Below are 20201 nucleotides of genomic sequence, written 5' to 3' on the forward strand. Positions count from 1 at the left end.
GCATATTTACTATTCATTTTTAGTAATATAATACGGATTTTGGCTTTAATTAGGCATATTTATGAAAACGACCGATGATTGACTATAAATAAAAAATTATTATATTTTATATTTTATTATTTAAAGAAATCCTCTATTTTCACCTGTTTTCTTTTATCACTTTGGAATAAATTATCAATACCTTCTTTTATTAATTCCAATCTCTGTTTTACATAATCACTTGCATTGTATTTTTCAGCCATTGTTTGAGATACGCCCATATATTTCTCAACTGCTCCTTTTGAAACTGTCAATATTAATTTACTTCCACATTTTCTACATACTCCCTTTAAAGGGACTCGTCTGTATTTTGCCCCGCATTTACATCTAAATCCCTGCCTAGAAAATGCCCTTAAATTACCAATTAAATCAGGCACAAAGTGGGATTGAATTACCTTCTCGGCCACATCTCGTTCATAGGTTGCCCGTATTTTTCTTGCAACGGTTAATTGAGCATCTGTTTTTTCAAGCATTGAGCCCAATGTTTTATATGCACATATCAATGGCCCATTGCTAATATCTGTGGTTTCATGAGTATATCCCAATTTTTCATATTGGGATGGTTTGTCCAACCTATCTTCAACTGTTTCAATCAATTCCTTTATATCTTTTGGAGTTGGCATTTCAAGAGTTTTTTCGTAAAATTCCAAAGGATACTCCCACATAGTATCAAGATTATGCACCTCTCCATCTACCTCTTTTGGGTCTAACAATGTGGTTAATACCAGTGGTGCGTCCATTTGTCCTCCCCTTTTATCTGGCAAAAATCGTTTGGAAAAGTTCAGAAATGCGTCTAAAAGCAAGAAAATTCCGTCTTCGTCGCCGTCACAATTGTGCATTTGAATATTTGAATTTATAACCACATTATGATATTTTTTTGCGTTTAGAGAATATACAAATTCATCTTCTGCTTTGATGATGGACTTATTCCTAACCTTAACAATGTAACCATATTCTTTTAAGCCTTTTTTCGCTTTAAAATTCTTATGTGTATGTAATTCATAGATATTTTGTTTTTTAGAAGATGTAAATCCTATATTTTCAAAATATTTCATTGCCTGTATTCCATTATAATCAATTCTATAAACTGTCGATTTTGGAATTTCAGTTTCTCTTTTTTCATGATATTTCATTACAACATTTCCTTTTCTTCCATTTGCATTTTTATCCGCGCCCCAGTTCCCATACAGTCCAAATTTTGATATCATTAATGTATCAATATCTTCCAATAATTTCTTATTTGCACTATATATTACTACAATAGGTCTTGTTTTTACGGCACTTCCATCTCCTGTGAAGTATGCTGAAAGCATTAATTTAACTTTTTCCTTTGGAAGTTTGAATATGAATGAAGGCACTCTTTTATTATGTGCATTTATTCCTGTCTTCAATATCTCTGTGAATAATAAATATATTATTCTTGAACCAACGGTTATTTTTCCATCTTTTTCATATATTCCAAATCCATCTCCAAATGCCTCATTTAATGAATTTTTAATATCTTTAATTACTTCCTCATCGTAATTTGAGAAGTTTATTTGATAAACGCTACTGGTTTTCCTCATATATCCTTCTGCCAAATAATAACCAATTATTTTTAATAACGGTTCGATTTTGATAATTCTTCTTATATTTACTTTATCTCGCCTTACTGCAATAAATGCGTCCTTTGGAACATCAGTTATATTTAATTCTGCATTTTTTAATATTTTTAACAGTAAATTCAATGGTATTGTGTCTTGTTTTATATATTTGGCAATATTTTTAATCAGGTTTTCTTTTCCATTCTCATTTTTTTCTTTTAAACAGTGCTTTTGAATATTATTTTTTATCCAATCAGATATTCCCCTAATTCTTAGGAGCTCCCACATATTTTTATACTCTTCTTTTGAGAGCTCCGCCAACAAATCGATATGTTCAATATTATCTTGCTCTTGCTCTTCATCTTCCTCAAAATCCAATTTTGGAATTAACATTAAGTCGTTTTCTTCAACATCCATTGCATTCTTTTTTATAAATTTATCCTCTTTTTCATCATATACCATTACTGGATGGTCTGGTGTGGTTTCAAAACTTCTTCCTGTGTCAAGTCCTATATTCACAAGATGGTTTGGAGATTGTATTTTTAAAACTTCCTCAATATCTGTTAAAACCATTTTTTTATTTAATGTATCAAAAGAATAAACCTTGATGTTATTGTTATTTTTAATGTCTTTTTTAATATATGCCATATTTTTGTAATATTCATTATCGTATAGGTTGTAAAGCTCCTCAATTGTAATTCTTTTTACTTCTCCGTTAATATTTACCAATATAGTTGTATTTGGGGGGAAGCAATTTCTTCTCTTTGAGGCATGGAAATATGGATGGGCATAACCAACATAGGCATTACAATATCCTATTATCCTACCAACCATTCCTGCGGAGGTGTGTGGTGCCATTCCTATTACTAAATGCCCAATTAAATCATCTTTTTCTTTTACATTGTAAAATCTATCTTTTTTATAAAATTTTTCAAGTAAATCATCGATAAACTTTGTAGCCCTAATAAAATATTCGGCACAATTATTTGGAATAATAACATCTTGAATTTTTAATTCAATTATTTGGTCGGGGTGTTCTATGGGAGCTCCTCGTATATCCTTATCATATCCTAATTCTTTTAATTTTTCTATTGATATATTTATTTCCGAGGGTTTAAAATGAGTTAATGGAACATCGGTGCAATCATATCTAAGAGTTCCATCTTTAAATACAAATACATCATTTACTGCCCGCAATATTCCTTTTTCAAGGGGTTCAACTATTTTGTCCTTTGATGTCATACCTTTAATACATTTTACATTTCCGGGCTTATTTATTTTTAAATTTTCTAATGACTTATACCAATAATCTTTTATTGGGAGCTCCACGGTAGTTGGTCCCGATAATTTTACAGGAGCTCCACAGAATAGACATTTATTATATAATCCCAACTTACCACAATTTGGGCAAATTCCAGAATATAATTCAATATTGTCTGTGGTATTTGTTTCCACCGCTTTATTTATTAGCCTAACTACGCCCCCTGCATTACCTATCGGGAATAAACTATTTACTGGTGGCTTCATTTTTCTAGGGGCTGCTTTTTCTGGTCGCCCCATTCTTGCACCGATGTAAATGTATGCCTTTCTTTTTATTTCAAATTGCGAAAGCAAATTTATAAAATGTATTGGATTTTTTGATTTTTGACATTTTTCTTCTAAATTTTGATTTTCTAATAAATCCTTATTATTTTCAATATCATACCCCAATGAATATAATAAAGGATAATATTCGTCTATGATTATATATTGTTCTTTATTTTCAGAATAAATTACATCGTGGGGGCATCCAATTAATTCTAATATTCTTTTTGATTTTATATTGTTTTCATCTTTATTGTTGTATTGTATTTTCCAACTGCTATTAATGGCATCAAAATTATTATTATTATTATTATTATTATTATTATTATTATCAATTATTTCTTCTTTTCCAGTTAATAACCAATTTCTTAACTGTAATATGTCCTCTTTTGATACATCATGCCAATAATAGGTATATTTTGGGTGTAGTGGCGTGTTTGTGTTTAATGCATATATCGTAGCTTCTTTGGGAGTTGGATTATTTATAAATTCATCGGTATATTTTATGTTTTTTGAAATTAATATTTTTTCATACCATTCTTCGCACCAACTAGATGGAACAAGATTATGGTTATTCTCCAAAAAATCCCCATAATTTACAAGTATATCTCCTAAAAACAATATTTCTTCAACTGATTTCCTGTATTCTATTGCTTTTTCGATTGTATCTATTTTTAATACCGTCCCATTTTTTAATTTTGCGATTGGTGGTTCAATGCTATCTACTGGAACAACACAGGTTGCTTTTCCCGGTCTTTCAGTTTTTAACTGCGTTCCAATTGCCATAAATTCATCTACAAGATACATAAGGGCAGGGTGAAATCCATCTGTTGCAAAACCTGTATTTCTACTTCTACCATATCTTAACCTAAATCCTCCATTTGTGGAAGGATGCGCAAAAACAGGTCTTCCCGCAATTACATCCCCTATAAACTTAGTTACTGCTTCAATCTCCACATCATCATATATTTTATGATATTCCTCTAATTCTTCATCGGTAAATTCGGTGTTTTCGTCTTCGCCTTTTAATTCATCAGATTTTTCCTCATCCTCATCTTTCTTTTTTTCCTTTAATTGTTTTAACCAATCCCATCCTTCCATACCAAGTTTATCAACATGCCTTAAAATTTTTGGAGATTTTAACAGCACACCCTCTACAAGTGCAAGGAGAGCTCCACCCCGTATACAATTTGTTTCTACTCTATCCAAATCCCTATGGCCACTAACCTCCACATCATCGGTAGTCTCCCCAGTAATTTCTATGGATATATTTTTTACAGCGGTCCGTATCTCATCAGGTGATGGAGAATATTGAAAACCTCCGACTTCTGATTGGTATAAATCCACTTCCTCAACATATCGTTCTATTTCATCTTCGCTTGGGATATATTTATTTAATCCCATATTTTTTCTAACATAATCTCCGACTAATACCGCCAATGCCTGAGCTGTACCTCCTGCACTTCTAATAGGTCCTGCAAAATATATTGCTAAATATTTACTATTATCTTTGTTGGTTTTTATTTTTACCCCTGCAATACCTTCAAGAGGGGCTGCAACAATTCCTTCTGTAATTATAGCTAACGCTGTTCTTACTGCCTGTTCCGCCAATACTTCGGGAGAGTCTGTTCCAAATTTTCCTTCAACAATTTCTTTTGCCACTTCAAGAGCAGCTGGCTCTTTACCCAATTCTATAACTAATTCCCTTATTCTACCAGATACATTTTTTGGACCTACAATTCCCTCAACCCTGTCTGCCATATCATTAGCAAGTGGTATTTCTACATAATTATTTACATCATATCCTTTATTTCTGCATTTTTCAGCAATATTGTAAATTTCTTTAACATTTTCTAAAATATTATTAAAATAAAATTCCATTTCCTTTGATGCTTTCACATGAACCATATATTCACCAAATATATATTTAAAAATAGTATAGATTATATGATATTAATAATTTTAGGTATATTATAGTAAGTTCAAAAACTGTCCCTTTATTGTTCCAAATAATTAAGTGCAATGAATACATTAATAAAATATAGTTATTTATATAAATATATGGTGAAACAGTTCGAAGATTGACTATATAGTGTGTTCGAAAAGTCAAATTCTTACAGAATTTGAGTTATAATCCTTCGGATTTTATTCAATTCGTTCTCTATCATCCTATGCTATCTTGCTGTATTTAATATAATATAACAAAATGATAAGGAACATAGAATATATGATGTAAAGAGTTCTCGAACATACTATAAAAAAACCATATAATTAATTATACAAATATGATTGTTTAAAAAAATAATGGCATGAGACCTATAGCCCGCCTTCTGTAATTTCGGCGACATTCGGCTAAGCACAATACTGCTTGCACCCATGTGGGGTAGTCTCGTTTCACTGGATTCTCGGAGCTCCTCAAATTATATCATTGTCATCTGCTTCGAGGCCATATCGTTTCTATACACTGAAACCCAGCCCTTCTCAGGACATTGCACATATTGTGGGTGGGCGGAGCTTCCTCCTATAAGGAGTCGCCAGTTCTCTTGCCATCAATATAATCATATTACAATATTTTATTAGTATATATTATGTTATCGGTTTAACGAATACTATGAGAATACATATAACACTCGAAAACCCGAAAAGCTAAATCATAATAAAAACTAAACATAAATTAAAAGTTAAACCATAATAAAAATCGTATATTTAAAAAAATGACTAACAGCGTCTCCCTGTTTCCACCGAATGGCAGTACTTAGGGAATCGCTGAAGGGCTTGATTTCCGAGATCGGAATGGGATCGGATATAACACCTTCGCTATGACCGTTATGTCAGAAAACAATAAAGTAGGTTCCTGTATCTTTAAGTGTCCAGATATTCCAATATCTCTTGGGGGGTTAGTACTAGCGAACTAAACATCTCGGAAAACCTTGATGCTTACATTCCTAGCCTATCAAACCCATCTTCTATGGGACCCCTCGCCTCCTAGAAGGACGGCTGTCTGTTTTCAGGATGGACTTCGAGCTTAGATGCTTTCAGCTCTTATCCCTTGGTGCGTGGCGGCTCGGCAATGCCCTGTCGGACAACCGATAAACTAGAGGCACCGGCGGCTCGTTCCTCTCGTACTAGAACCACCTTTCCCTCAGACAGCCAACACTTCCAGCAGATAGCAACCAACCTGTCTCACGACGGTCTAAACCCAGCTCATGATCCCCTTTAATGGGCGAACAGCCCCACCCTTGGATCCTGCTGCAGATCCAGGATGGGAAAAACCGACATCGAGGTAGCAAGCCGCGGGGTCGATATGGGCTCTTGCCCGCGACAACTCTGTTATCCCCGGGGTAGCTTTTCTGTCATCCCTGGCCTCCATCGGTGAGGCACAGGGGTTCGTTAGGCCCGACTTTCGTCTCTTAGTTGCGTATTGTGGACAACTAAGTCAGGCTGGCTTTTGCCCTTACACTCAACAGCGGAGTCCTGACCCGCTTGAGCCAACCTTTGGGCCCTCCTGATGCATTTTTAGGAGGGTACCGCCCCAGCCAAACTGCCCACCTACCGGTGTCCCCATACTTGGGTAAGGGACATGATCATAGGAGGGTGGTGTCCCATGGACGCCTCCACCTTCCCTAGCGAGAAGGTTTCGATGGCTCCCACCTACACTGTACACCCACAATCATGCCCCAACGACAGGCTGCAGTAAAGCTCCACGGGGTCTTCGCTTCCCACTGGAAGTCTCCGGCCTTTGCACCGGAATGGTAGGTTCACCGGATTCTAGTCGGGGACAGTGGAGGTCTCGTTACGCCATTCATGCAGGTCGGAACTTACCCGACAAGGAATTTCGCTACCTTAAGAGGGTTATAGTTACCCCCGCCGTTTACTGGCGCTTCGCCCGGTTGAACCCGGGGTTCACGTACCAGCACTGGGCAGGCGTCGGCCTTAGTACACATCTTTTCAGACTAGCTAAGACCTGTGTTTGTATTGAACAGTCGGACCTCCCTGGTCACTGCGACCAGCGACCCCTTGACAAGGTCACTGGCACTCCTTCTCCCGAAGTTACGGAGCCATTTTGCCGACTTCCCTCGACTAGATTCATCCGATACGCCTTAGGATACTCACCTAGGGGCACCAGTGTCGGTTCTGGGTACGGTCATCTAAAATCCATGATAGTTCCCTTTTCACGGGCTCCAGAGATCTGCCAAACCATCCTAAAGGATGGATCATCATGCTTTCATCTGGTTCTCGTTATTACAACTCTCCCCAGACTTATACATTTGACTACCCAGACAAGAGTAGTTAGCATACCCTGAAGCGTCAGAAACTAACCTTGCGTTGCCGCGTGTATTTAGATGGCACAGGAATATTAACCTGTCTCCCTTTCCTTCCAAAGGAGTTACCTCGGAAGTTAGGACCGGCTTACTCACAGCTGACGAACATTGCTGTGAAACCCTTGCCCCTTCGGCGGTGGAGATTCTCACTCCACTTGTGCTGTTACTACTACCGGGATCTTCATTTCTACAAGGTCCATTTGACTTCACAGCCAAACTTCTGCCCTTACAGAACGCCCCCCTACCGGATCACCTTTCGGTGCCCTCAGGTCTCGGTAACTGATTTAGCCCCGTCCATTTTCGGGGCCCCTGACCTCGACAGGTGAGCTGTTACGCACTCTTTTAAGGATGGCTGCTTCTAAGCCAACCTCCCTGCTGTCTTAGGCCAAGGACGCCCTTCGTGTTCACACTTAATCAGTACTTAGGGACCTTAACCTGAGTCGCGGCTATTCCCGTCTCGGACATACAGCTTACCCGTATGCCCTTTCTCAGAGGCTGCAGCGATAACAGGTTCGGAGTTTGACAGAAAGGCGAGGACTTTCGTCCCCTAACCCCTCTATCAGTGCTCTACCCTGCCATCTACCTAACCTCCGGCTAACCTTAGGGTTACTTCGGGGGGAACCAGCTATCTCCGGGCTCGATTGGCCTTTCACCCCTAGACCAAGGTCAGAAGAGCGCTTCGAACGGCAGCACCTCTGCAGGCCTCCATCCCTCTGATGAGGGACTTCACCTTGCCCTGGCCTAGATCGCCCGGTTTCGGGTCATATCGCTGTGACTCCGGGCCCTTAAGACCCCGTCCCTCAGCAAAAGCTTGCGGACTTGTTGGTTTCCCTACGCCTCCGACCATAAAGGTCTTAGGCTCGCCACAACAATATACTCCCCGGCCCGTTTTTCGAAACGGACGACACAACTCTGGACTCTATTCCTCGTACTACCATTTTGCAATGGATTCCTTCGGAATAGTTGCCTTTGGAGCCATGCCATACGATACCTATCTGGTTTCAGGCACTTTTCACACCCGGTTAAGGGTGCTTTTCAGCTTTCCCTCACGGTACTAGTGCACTATCGGTCTTGGAACGTATTTAGGGTTGGAAGTCGATGCCTCCCAAATTCCCGCGCGATATCCAACGCACGGTACTCAGGAAAATCTCAAACTCAGGTCAGTTATACCTACGGGATTATCACCCTCTATGATGTGCCTTTCCAGACAACTTCGGCATCCTTTCCTAAGTCGTAAGAGATTTCCTATAACACCACATCTCCCTTGCGGGATTCAGTTTGCCCTGTTCCGTGTTCAATCGCCTCTACTAACGGAATCTCGTTTGATTTCTCTTCCTGCGGGTACTAAGATGCTTCAATCCCCCGCGTTCCCGATTCTTACGAATCGCTCAAAAGAGCAGGAAGTCCCATTCGGAAATCTCATGTTCTACGGCTGTATGCGCCTCGCATGAGCTTATCGCAGCTTACCACGTCCTTCATAGGCGTTCCAAGCCAAGCCATCCCCCAGATAGGGTAATAGATATGTGGAATATCTGGATATCACCAGATACAGAAACCTATGCGTAACCTTCAACTTGCAATATTTGCTATATTGCAATCCAGTTTCAAGTTATAACCCTGTGGATTATAACTCCGTATGGACCCGGCGGGATTTGAACCCACGGCCTCCGCCTTGCAAGGGCGGCGCTCTCCCAACTGAGCTACGGGCCCATTGTCCTTAGCCCATAACCATTTAGTGCTTGATAACGACCTTTTTTTCTTAGGAGGTGATCCAGCCGCAGGTTCCCCTACGGCTACCTTGTTACGACTTCACCCCCCTTGCTGAGCCCAGGTTCGACCTTAGCCAAAGGCTAGGGCCTCACCTCAACCCAACTCGGGTGGTGTGACGGGCGGTGTGTGCAAGGAGCAGGGACACATTCACCGCAGTATTATGAACTGCGATTACTACGGATTCCAGCTTCACGTGGGCGAGTTACAGCCCACGATCCGAACTACGATTAGGTTTAAGAGATTTGCTTCCCTTCTCAGGGTTGCTTCCCATTGTCCTAACCATTGTAGCCCGCGTGTAGCCCAGGAGATTCGGGGCATGCGGACCTATCGTTGCCCGCTCCTTCCTCTGGTTTAACACCAGCGGTCCCCTATGAGTGCCTTTCCTCCGGAGAAGAAAGTAGCAACATAGGGCACGGGTCTCGCTCGTTACCTGACTTAACAGGACGCCTCGCGGTACGAGCTGACGATGGCCATGCACCACCTCTCAGCGCTTCAGGTAAGGTCGTCAACCTGACCTTCATCATGCTGTCGCTCCTGGTGAGATGCCCGGCGTTGAATCCAATTAAACCGCAGGCTCCACCCGTTGTGGTGCTCCCCCGCCAATTCCTTTAAGTTTCAGTCTTGCGACCGTACTCCCCAGGCGGCGAACTTAATGGCTTCCCTTCGGCACCACCTGGACCCGAGGTCCAGATGACACCTAGTTCGCAAAGTTTACGGCCAGGACTACCCGGGTATCTAATCCGGTTCGCTCCCCTGGCTTTCGTCCCTCACCGTCGGACCCGTTCCAGAAGAGTGCCTTCGCCATAGGTGGTCCCTCAGGGATCAACGCATTTCACCGCTACCCCCGAAGTACCCTCTTCCTCTCCCGGTCCCAAGTCCAGCAGTATCTCTGCCAGCCCTACGGTTAAGCCGTAGGATTTAAACAGAGACTTACTGAACAGGCTACGGACGCTTTAGGCCCAATAAGAGTGGCTACCACTCGGGCCGCCGGTGTTACCGCGGCTGCTGGCACCGGACTTGCCCAGCCCTTATTCCCCAAGTTGTTTAGACTTGGGAAAAGCCTATGCTGTGCATAGGCACTTGGGATTCCCCCATCGCACTTTCGTGCATTGTGGAGGTTTCGCGCCTGCTGCGCCCCGTAGGGCCTGGGGCCGTGTCTCAGTCCCCATCTCCGGGCTCCCTCTCTCAAGGCCCGTACCGATCGTAGGCTTGGTGGGCCATTACCCCACCAACTACCTAATCGGACGCAGCCCCATCCTCAGGCGGATATCCTTTCAGAAAAGGATTATTCCAAACCTCTTTTCCTATGGGGTATTATCCTCAGTTTCCCGAGGTTATGCCCCACCTGAGGGTAGGTTAGCCACGTGTTACTGAGCCGTCCGCCATGGACCGAAGTCCATAGACTCGCATGGCTTAGTCGAATCCCAATAGCAGTAGCCTCCGGCGGGATCAACCGGAATTAATTGTAAGGCTGTAAAACAACCTTACAACCACTCTTAGGAGTTGGTCAATATATTTTGGAATTGACTCGGTCGTTATCAAGTATCACTTGGTTATGGGCTTACATCAAACTTGAACTATTTCTTATCTTCAAGCTATCACATTTGCATAATATGCTGGTGGTTTGTGTATTGTATTGTTTTTAGGTTGGAAACAATAATAAATATAAACATAAATATTCAATAACCACTACTAATTGCCAGATATTCGACTAAGACAATACGATAAAAAAATATTAAAAAAGTAATATTATTGTTTTTTTTGTTTTTTGGCAAGATTTTCCAAACTATCAAGTTGTTCTTTTGTTCCAAATGCATATAATATATCATCTGAATCCAGAACAATATCTGCCGGAGGATTTGTTATTAAATTATTTTCTTTCTTAATTCCAATAATTGTAGCACCACTTTTTTGTCGGATATTTGTATTTAATATTGTATTATTGTGGAGCTCCGAGCCATCTTCAACTATTATTTTTCGTATCTCTAAATCTTCATCATATTCATATTTTGCTATGGACATAAATGTTGAAACAAAATCTAATATTCCTGGCTTTACTGCCAATTCAGCCATTCTTAAACCGCCAATTACATAAGGAGAAACAACTTTATCTGCCCCTGCAATAAGAAGTTTATCCATAGCAACTTGCTCATCTGCCTTTGCTACAATATATAAATCAGGATTTATTCTTCTTGATGATAATACAATATATACATTATCAGAATCATTTGAAACTGATGAAATAAGTCCTTTTGCATCATTTATTTTTGCATTATATAATATTTCATCATGAGTGGCATCGCCTACAATATATTTAAAATTAGGATTATTTGATAGTTCGTTCTCCAATGTATCTATATTATTATCTATCACGACATATTCAATCCCTTCTTTTTCAAATTTATCTACAACAACCCTTCCACTTTTACCATATCCACATATAATATAATGATTTTTTAATTTACTTATTTTTTTATCCATAATTTTCAACTGCTTTGTTTTTTGAAAATAACCCCCAATAAAAAAGTCGGCAAAATTACCGAGAGTATATAATCCAATACTAACACCTAATAGAACATATATTGCAGTAATAATCTTACCGTTCGAAGTTATTGGAACAAAATCCCCAAAACCAACCGTTGTAATTGTGGTTATTGAATAATATATGGCGTCCAATGTATTTAATCCTTCAAAATATGCCATAAGCCCAGCATATGCCATTATTAAACTAAACATTACAAATATACTTATTTTTATTTTATCAACAACATCCATATAACCACAAATATACTATTAATCTGATATCAATTATATTATTATGCCATACACCAGAGACATTTATCAACATTATATTAGATATATTATAAAATATAAATGACCTATATAATATATAATTTATCTATATGAACAGTTGCAAATGCTGAAAAATACCGCGGGCGATATAATGGAAATCGGGATATTAGATATAAAAGGAGCTCTACCCTGTTTTGAAAATTTCGGAAATTTACCTACAAAAATAATTGATGAAAATAATGTAAAAATAATTAATGACCTTGATATGCTTATAATGCCGGGGGGTAGTTTAGTTGAAAGTGGTTCATTAACAGATGATTTAAAAAAACAAATTATAGAATTTGACAATATTATTTTAGGAATATGTAGTGGATTCCAAATACTGTGTGAAAAAATAGATATTGGTAGAAAAAGTCCTGTCCCAATAGTAAAAGAGGGATTAAATTTATTGGGAGTAGAATTTTCGCCCTTGATATGCACCGATAGAGTAAAATTTAACATAGTTGAAAGCGAAATATTTGAAAATAATAGCGGAACTGGTTTTCATTGCCATACATACGGAGATATAAAAATTACAAATAAAAAAACAAAACCATTAACATACTCCTCAATCCAAAAATTGAACTATAAAATGACTGGAGGTAAAGATATATTATCAGGAGTATATTGTAATAACATAATTGGAACAATGGTACATAACTTTTTAGATAATAAAAATATACGAGAAAATTTATTTAATTATTTAAAAATAGATGAAATAGAACAAAATAACATATTTAAAAAAAATAAAGAAATAAAAAATAAATTAAAGGCAAAATCAATAATATATAATAACAAATATAAAAATGAAAATAATAATAACAAAAATACTAATGATAATAAAAACCTAAACAGTAAAAAAGGACTAATATTACTGGCAACTGGCTCAGATAGTGGAAAAACATTTTTAATCACCAGCATTGTGTCAAAGCTAAATAAAAAAACATTTGTTGCAAAAATAGGTCCTGATGTGCGAGATATTGTTCCATCACTATATATATTGAGAGAAGAAATGACAAAATACAACAGCATAAAAATTGCAGATAGAGGATGGTGTGAAGTTGAGGAATTTATGAACTTTGTAAATAATTCAGACTATGAATATTATATTATAGAGGGCGTAATGGGGGCTTTCACAGGAGCATTAAATAAAAAAAATTATAGCGGTGCCGAAATCTCGAAAACATTGGGAGCTCCCACATATATTGTATCGGCATGTAATAAAAGTGGCATAGAAGGAGCATTTGTAGAAAGTTTGGCATATTATTCATTATTAAAAGAAATGGGTGTAAATGTAAAAGGAATGATATTAAATAAAATATATAATTTTGAAATATTTGAAAAAGTAAAAGAAATAGGAGAAAATATAGGATTAGAAGTTATCGGCGTTGGAAAAGCCATACAGAATAAAAGGGGACTTATGCCAGAAGTTGAAATAGACTATGAAGAATTTTGTAAAAATGCAAATAATATAACTATGGATATAAATATTCCAAAATTGAACATAAATGGACATAATAATAGTAATAATAGCAATACTCAAAATTATGATTTTAAACATTATTTAGAAAAATGGAGTAAAAAAATATAACATTGAAAAAATTTAATAAAATATTATTGTAATTAGGGGACTCCCATAAAACAACAGTAGTTAAAACATATAATATAATTTAAGGGATAATATGGACAACAACAAAATTGAAGAATTAAAACCATATATTGTTGCCTATCTTAAAAATATGCATCAAGACGATATAGTATTTGAAAATGAAAATATAACGGTAGATTTAGATAAACTATATAATTATGGAGTGGTAGATTTTATAGAATATTTGATAAATAACCCTCCCGAGGGCATAGAAATATTGGCGGAATGCTATAAGGAGGCCTATTTTGCACTGAAAACAGAACAACCTGCTTATACGACTCACATATATATTAAAAATATTCCAAATATATTTAAAACATATAAAAATAAAAAATTAACCATTAAAGATATTAAAAGTAGCACAATAGGTAAGTTAATAGAATTTGAAGGAATTATAGTATTGGCAACAAAAATAAAGTCAATATTAAAAAAAGCAGTATATCAATGTTCAAGTTGTGGCAATCCTCCAATATCATTAGATATTGACAACCCCTATGAATTTAATTATGATTCAAAAACCTGTAAAAAATGTAATGGAATAATGAAATTAATAGAAGGAGAATCAGAATATGCCGATTTTCAAGAACTAAAAATTCAACAGCCCCTTGATTTAATGGATGACCCAGAGGAACCCCCAAAATACATAACTGTATTTTTGGAAAATTCAAAGGGAATATATTGCGGAAGAGTAAATGTAATAGGAATACCCATAAAATACCAAAGTAGCAAAAAATTACCAATATATGACATCTGTGTTAAAGGAATAAGTTGTGAATTGATAGAAAATCAGATGGAAAATAAGGTAAATGAAGAAGATATTGAAAAAATAGAAAAAGTGGCAACTCATCCAGACATAATAAATATTCTATCAAATGAATTAATTCCTGAGATAAAAGGATATGAAACCATAAAAAAGGCAATATTTTTACAGCAAATAAAGGGAGTTAAAAAAGGAAATAAAAGAGCAGACAGCCATATATTATTAATCACAGACCCAGGAATTGGAAAAAGTGTTATGTTAAGAAAAATTGCGGAGCTCCCTGGGAATGTATATGGTTCTGTAACTACTGCATCGGGTGTAGGTTTAACGGCCGCAGTAGTTAGGGAAAGAACTGAAATAGGAGACGATACATGGGTAATCAAACCAGGATTATTGGTAAAGGCCAATTTAGGAACTGCCTGTATTGATGAGCTAACTGTCAATAGAGACCTTCAAAGTTTTGTTTTAGAAGCAATGGAATCCCAAACAATCCACATCAACAAAGGAGGAATAAACACAAAATTACCTGCGGAATGTGCCATTATTGCAGCATGTAATCCAAGATGGGGAAAATTTGACCCAAATGTATCCATACCTGAACAGATTAACATACCTGCCCCCATGTTGAGTAGGTTTGATATTATATTTCCAATAAAAGATGAAGTAAATAGAACAAAGGATAAAGAAATAGCCCAACACATAATAGGAATACATAAAAAATATTTAGAGGAAGATCAAAATACCAATAAACGAAAAAATAAAGTTGTAATAAATGACATAGAATTAACAGAAGAATTTATTTTAAAATATATAATATATGCCAGGGGAAAACAGCCAATAATATCAAAAGAAGCCGAAGACATGTTGGTAGAATATTATATAGACATGCGAAAAAGCTCCATGCAAATCACGGCACGACAATTGGAGGCCACAATAAGAATAGCCGAAGCACATGCAAAAGCAAAATTAAAGGATGTTGTAGAAAAAGAAGATGCGCAAGAAGCCATAAGAATAATAAACGAAGCCTTAAAAGAAATTGCCTATGACCCAGAAACTGGAATGATTGATGTAGGAAAAATAACTGGACAATCTACAAAGGAAACCGACAAAATGAAAGAAATATATAACATCATTAAAAAAATATCTGAAAAAACTGAAAAAGAATTGGTATTAAGTGAGGACATCATGGAAGAAGCGGAAAAAATAGGGATAAAAGAAGAAACAGAGGTAGAAAATATACTTAAAAAATTAAAAATAAAAGGAGAAATTGACGAACCAAGAAATGGAAAATATAGAATAATATAAATATGAATATAATTAACATATACAATAATATAAAATAAATTTGAGATAGGATTATAAATTTGGGAGCTCTATTAGAGAGATAATATGGATATAATTGATAGTGTAGCAAAAGATTTTTTAACAAATGATATTTGGATAATGCCCACAGATAGAGAAGATATTCTTGAATTGGACGACATCGGAAATATTAAAATAGTGGATACCATACCAATTATAAGAACACTTGCTACTCCATCATTAAAAAAAACATTGAAAAGACTATTATATATTATAAAAGATAAAATGGTGTTATTTGATAGCACAAAAAACAGTGAAATACAAATCAATATTATGAATTATATTAATAAAAAATATTTTGATGCCAAAAATAAAAATTATTATCGTGCAAAAAAAGCATGGTATAGATTTATAGGGGACATATTTAATAATATCGAAAAAAACGAAATTAAAAAGGCACTAACTAAAATAATAGTGCTTTTAAAAGTATTAAATCCTATATTGGTATTTGAAGTTCATAATATATCTAAATGGAATTATCCAATGGGCTTTAAAAGATTTATAGATTATCTCCATACCAACGGAATAAGCATAGTAATAAAATGCCCAGTTGAATCAAAACAGAATTTAAGCACATTATTCGAAAACTCGAAAATAAATGATATAGCAATAGTAAAATATTATGCAAAATTAAAAGGAAGATTTATTTCTACAACTGTGGCAAAATATTTATTAAATATATCCAATGGAAACACTAACATTATAGATATATTATTATTAAAATCAAAGAGGGAATTAAAAACCCTAAGAGATTTAAAAGTGCCATGGTTAAAAATACTCCCGATTATAGTTCCAAGTAAATATCAAAAAATTATAAATATAATTTGCAATATTAAAAAATTTAAAATAAATGATATTGAACAATTATTGGATTTAAAAATACCTACAATATATGCCTATTTAAAAGAATTGGTAGATATGGGTATAATTACCAAAAGAAGAATAAATAATAGGATTGGTAGGCCGTCTAGAACTTTTTTATATAAATTAAGCATAAATAAAGAAATATTATTTGATTACCTTGACAATTTGCCATATAACGACCTATATTTTACTGTTTTTCATAATGCAAATAGTCAAATTTTAACGAGAAATAACACGGAGCTCCGAAAATACTCAAATAGTAGGTTTCGGGTTTTCGGATTAGGTTGATTTTACCCGAATAACAACTATTTTTAATAAATTATTACTAAGTATGTTTTGTGCATAGTTATGACACAACTTAATTTTTACTATTAGGTTTCAAAATCATACAATAAGAAAATACATATATAAACACTTTTCTTAATATGTTTTCGGGTTTTCGAGTGCGATATATATATAGAAAATAAAAATATATGTCCAAAGTTATAAGAAAAAAATTATCACAACTTTTTATTATTATATTATATTATTACTCTTATTATGTATATATAATATATATAATATATATTTTTAATAATATATTGATTAAACTATAATTAAATTGAAATAATTAAATAAAAAACAGATAATTTTTATTAAAAAACAGTGTTAATTGTCCATAGTAAATAATAGATACATGGCCAAAGCTAAACAAAAAAATAAGCCTTTTTAGCCCAATAATTTTTTAGGAATAATTTTAAAACAACATTTCCATATACACTTCCCAACCCCTATACATATATCAGACCCGAAAACCCGAATTACTACTTTTTCAGCTCTTCGTAGTAATTTTTAAGATAGTTTATGTGTCTGCATGCCCTCGACTGGCAAGATGTACACCACCATGCACCTTCATTTGACCTATACACATTAGATATTAGATCTCCTTCACTATCGTAGAAGCTATACTGTTTTCCGCCTACATAATCAACAGATTCTTTTATTTCTAAACCTATTCTATTGACTGGGTAATACTTAGTTCCATATTTCTTTTTCGGTAAAGACCCGAAAAGACCCGAAAAGCTACGGTCAAAAATTTCGGGCGATAATCGCTTTAAAATAGACATTCCTTTAACAGTTATTGAGTATAGTACTTTATGTCCACTTCTACTTCTTTTTACAATATTTAAAGCAGTACATAGTCTTAAAAATTGAGATGGGAGTCCCTTTGATATTTTTAGGTTTTCGGTTATCTGTTTGGGGTAAGTTGTGCCACGAATTAACACAAAATGTAAAATCAATTTTCTAATCGGCGTTGCTATGCTTTGATTTATTATATTTTCCATATTTTCACCTTTATATTTAATTATATGCGTCGTATGATTTGTATTATGGTATATCTCAATCATATGGTATTTTTAAATATATTTTAAGTTTTGATTCATTTTACGATTTTTCTAAGCTAATTTATTATAATATCTCTGATAGTATATAATGTTTATCATTATTATTTATTATCATATATTTGTTATATGCTGTTTTTTTATTATTTTGGAGATAAATATGTGTTATTATTGTTATATATTTGTTATATATTTGTTATATATAATATTATAAAGTGATTCATAGTCTATATTATTTTATTTAATGAATTCACGGGTTATATTTTAGTATATATACTAAAAAGTCAATTCAAAAAAACTTTATTGCCATAGTGATAGTTTATATACTTTTAAAATTTTATTAAAGTTTTTTTTATATCTTTTTTAAGCAATTCTAAGGGAGATAATTTATAAATTATAAATTGATTCACAAGATATTTATAATATTATCTTTGATTCACAATATTTTAAAAATGAACATAATTTTGATAATAATTATACATTTAAAAATTTATTTATTAATATAAATATATATACAACAATTACTTAGAAAAATTAATGGTTTTCGGGTTTTCTATCGTTTAGAAAATAATCAATTAGAAATACCGAAAACTATAAAAATAGGGGGTGTGTAAGATATTATACTTTATTATAGTCAATCGCAGAACACCCTGCATAAATATTCATTATTAAATAAGCAGTATCTGTCGTTTATTTGCAAAAATATTCAATAATATTCAATAATATTCAATAAATATTTTTTAGATGATTTGACCCTCTATGTCATATATTTCATGATTGACTATACTGGTGGTATTATGATAGACCCAATAGAATTTATACAAAATGCTTCTTCAATAACAAAAAAATCTATGAATAAATTGAAGTTAAAAACCAACCCCTTCTCCGAAAAGCCCATACGGGGTAATACTAAGTTTTTTGTAGGTAGGACTACTGAATTAATTGAAATTGCAGATATATTGGGGGCAGCCCAATATGGCAGTATATCAAATGCAGCAATAGTGGGAACAAAAGGTATAGGCAAAAGTTCTTTATTAAATGTAATTTATTATGCTGCAAAAAGACAAAATCACTGGACTGTTGAGTTAGAGGCTTCCCAGGTAACTCCAAGGCAATTTTTAATACATTTGATGTATGGTATTATTAGGGATAATATATTTGCAATGGATGGAACATTATCTACTGATTATATGGAACATTCTCAAAAAATAATTGATATATATCGTAGATTGGAGTCTTTTTCTGATAAAACGCCCGTTCATTATCCGAGGGAGAAAATAGAAAGGGATTTGGATTATTTATTAAATAATGTAAAAGAAGAAGGTAAATTATGTATTATATTAATAGATGAGGCCGACCAATTTGCCAAAAAAAGTTGTTTGGGATTATTGCAATTTTTTCATTCATTTTTATATGATGAAGGAATATTGTCATTTTTTGCAGGTTCTCCAACACTTATGGAAAATTTGACAAAGGTTTCTCCTGCTATGAGGGATAGATTCCCCAAAATTATAAATATGCCACCTTTATCTAAGGAAGAGGCTTATGATTTAATATTAAGGCGGTTAAAAGATGCTCAAACAGTAAAGGCAAATGGTTATGACCCATTCACGGAAAATGCCATTAACACAATTGTTGAAGAATGCGATGGAATTCCCCGAAGAATAATTATGACTTGCTCTGAATCAATATCAATAGGTCTAAAAAAAGGATTAACAGAGATAGACGAAAATATTGTTAAAACAGCTATGAAAAAATTGGGTATTAGTATAGGGCATCAAATATTAAATCATTTAACGCCTGCACAATCGAAAATAATAAAAGCACTGGCTGAATCAGGTGGAAAATCAACTGTCACAGAACTGGCTAAAATACTAAATAATTCTCCTGGAACAATTGGAACACATTTATCGGACATATATGAAATGGGATATATTTACAAAGACCGTTCTGGAAGTAATGTATATTATATATTGTCCAAAGAATTAAAAGATGTTTTGATACCCGAGGAAGAAAATTTATAATGTTTATCTATATATTTTTTTAATTAAATCA

Annotated in this window: 7 protein-coding genes, 1 tRNA gene, 3 rRNA genes and 1 other RNA gene; 4 read left to right on the top strand and 8 right to left on the bottom strand. The window is 34.7% G+C overall.

Annotation, left to right across the window (positions count from 1 at the left end; genetic code table 11):
- Window positions 1-116 precede the first annotated feature (116 nt).
- The 7 genes from MAEO_RS05760 to MAEO_RS05785 all read right to left on the bottom strand — a co-directional run bounded on the left by MAEO_RS05760 (window position 117) and on the right by MAEO_RS05785 (window position 12073).
- Entirely contained in the window at window positions 117-5114 is a 4998-nt protein-coding gene (locus MAEO_RS05760; RefSeq protein WP_011973850.1) for a DNA-directed DNA polymerase II large subunit, read from the bottom strand.
- Window positions 5115-5513: 399 nt separating this feature from the next.
- An RNA gene (gene rnpB / locus MAEO_RS07765) (RNase P RNA component) lies at window positions 5514-5753 on the bottom strand.
- Window positions 5754-5922: 169 nt separating this feature from the next.
- Window positions 5923-6037 (bottom strand): 5S ribosomal RNA (gene rrf, locus MAEO_RS05765).
- 46 nt (window positions 6038-6083) lie between these two features.
- Window positions 6084-9056 (bottom strand): 23S ribosomal RNA (locus tag MAEO_RS05770).
- Window positions 9057-9165: 109 nt separating this feature from the next.
- A tRNA-Ala gene (locus tag MAEO_RS05775) sits at window positions 9166-9238 on the bottom strand.
- A 51-nt stretch (window positions 9239-9289) separates the two neighbouring features.
- Window positions 9290-10758 (bottom strand): 16S ribosomal RNA (locus MAEO_RS05780).
- Together the 16S, 23S and 5S rRNA genes with 1 tRNA gene alongside form the textbook arrangement of a ribosomal RNA operon.
- 289 nt (window positions 10759-11047) lie before the next feature.
- Window positions 11048-12073: a potassium channel family protein gene (locus MAEO_RS05785; RefSeq protein WP_011973851.1), complete on the bottom strand. Its 1026-nt coding sequence runs from the start codon at window positions 12071-12073 to the stop codon at window positions 11048-11050.
- Between the two features lie 169 nt (window positions 12074-12242).
- Here MAEO_RS05785 and MAEO_RS05790 point away from each other — a divergent pair, with 169 nt between their 5' ends.
- From MAEO_RS05790 to MAEO_RS05800, 3 genes are all read left to right on the top strand, one after another.
- Entirely contained in the window at window positions 12243-13721 is a 1479-nt protein-coding gene (locus tag MAEO_RS05790; RefSeq protein ID WP_048062393.1) for an AAA family ATPase, read from the top strand.
- A 91-nt stretch (window positions 13722-13812) separates the two neighbouring features.
- Window positions 13813-15843, top strand: coding sequence for an ATP-binding protein (locus tag MAEO_RS05795; RefSeq protein WP_011973853.1), 2031 nt, complete (start codon window positions 13813-13815; stop codon window positions 15841-15843).
- An 84-nt stretch (window positions 15844-15927) separates the two neighbouring features.
- Complete coding sequence (locus MAEO_RS05800) at window positions 15928-17052, top strand: hypothetical protein (RefSeq protein ID WP_011973854.1); 1125 nt, start codon at window positions 15928-15930, stop codon at window positions 17050-17052.
- Between the two features lie 515 nt (window positions 17053-17567).
- On the opposite strand, the gene MAEO_RS05805 is transcribed toward MAEO_RS05800, so the two are convergent.
- On the bottom strand, window positions 17568-18089 hold the full coding sequence (locus MAEO_RS05805; protein WP_011973855.1) for a helix-turn-helix domain-containing protein: 522 nt from the start codon (window positions 18087-18089) through the stop codon (window positions 17568-17570).
- 854 nt (window positions 18090-18943) lie between these two features.
- Between MAEO_RS05805 and MAEO_RS05810 the strand changes: the two genes are divergently transcribed.
- The gene (locus MAEO_RS05810) at window positions 18944-20170 is read left to right on the top strand and encodes an ArsR family transcriptional regulator (protein WP_011973856.1); all 1227 of its coding nucleotides are present in this window, start codon (window positions 18944-18946) and stop codon (window positions 20168-20170) included.
- The last annotated feature ends 31 nt before the right edge of the window (window positions 20171-20201 follow it).

Origin of the sequence: Methanococcus aeolicus Nankai-3, from assembly GCF_000017185.1 — an archaeon.
In the GTDB taxonomy this organism is placed as follows: Archaea; AGJL01; Methanococci; order Methanococcales; family Methanococcaceae; genus Methanofervidicoccus; species Methanofervidicoccus aeolicus.

Coding starts and splice junctions, on each gene's coding strand:
- MAEO_RS05760 (WP_011973850.1), bottom strand. CDS start 5,114: ATGGTTCATGTGAAAGCATCAAAGGAAATGGAATTTTATTTTAATAAT.
- MAEO_RS05785 (WP_011973851.1), bottom strand. CDS start 12,073: ATGGATGTTGTTGATAAAATAAAAATAAGTATATTTGTAATGTTTAGT.
- MAEO_RS05790 (WP_048062393.1), top strand. CDS start 12,243: ATGGAAATCGGGATATTAGATATAAAAGGAGCTCTACCCTGTTTTGAA.
- MAEO_RS05795 (WP_011973853.1), top strand. CDS start 13,813: ATGGACAACAACAAAATTGAAGAATTAAAACCATATATTGTTGCCTAT.
- MAEO_RS05800 (WP_011973854.1), top strand. CDS start 15,928: ATGGATATAATTGATAGTGTAGCAAAAGATTTTTTAACAAATGATATT.
- MAEO_RS05805 (WP_011973855.1), bottom strand. CDS start 18,089: ATGGAAAATATAATAAATCAAAGCATAGCAACGCCGATTAGAAAATTG.
- MAEO_RS05810 (WP_011973856.1), top strand. CDS start 18,944: ATGATAGACCCAATAGAATTTATACAAAATGCTTCTTCAATAACAAAA.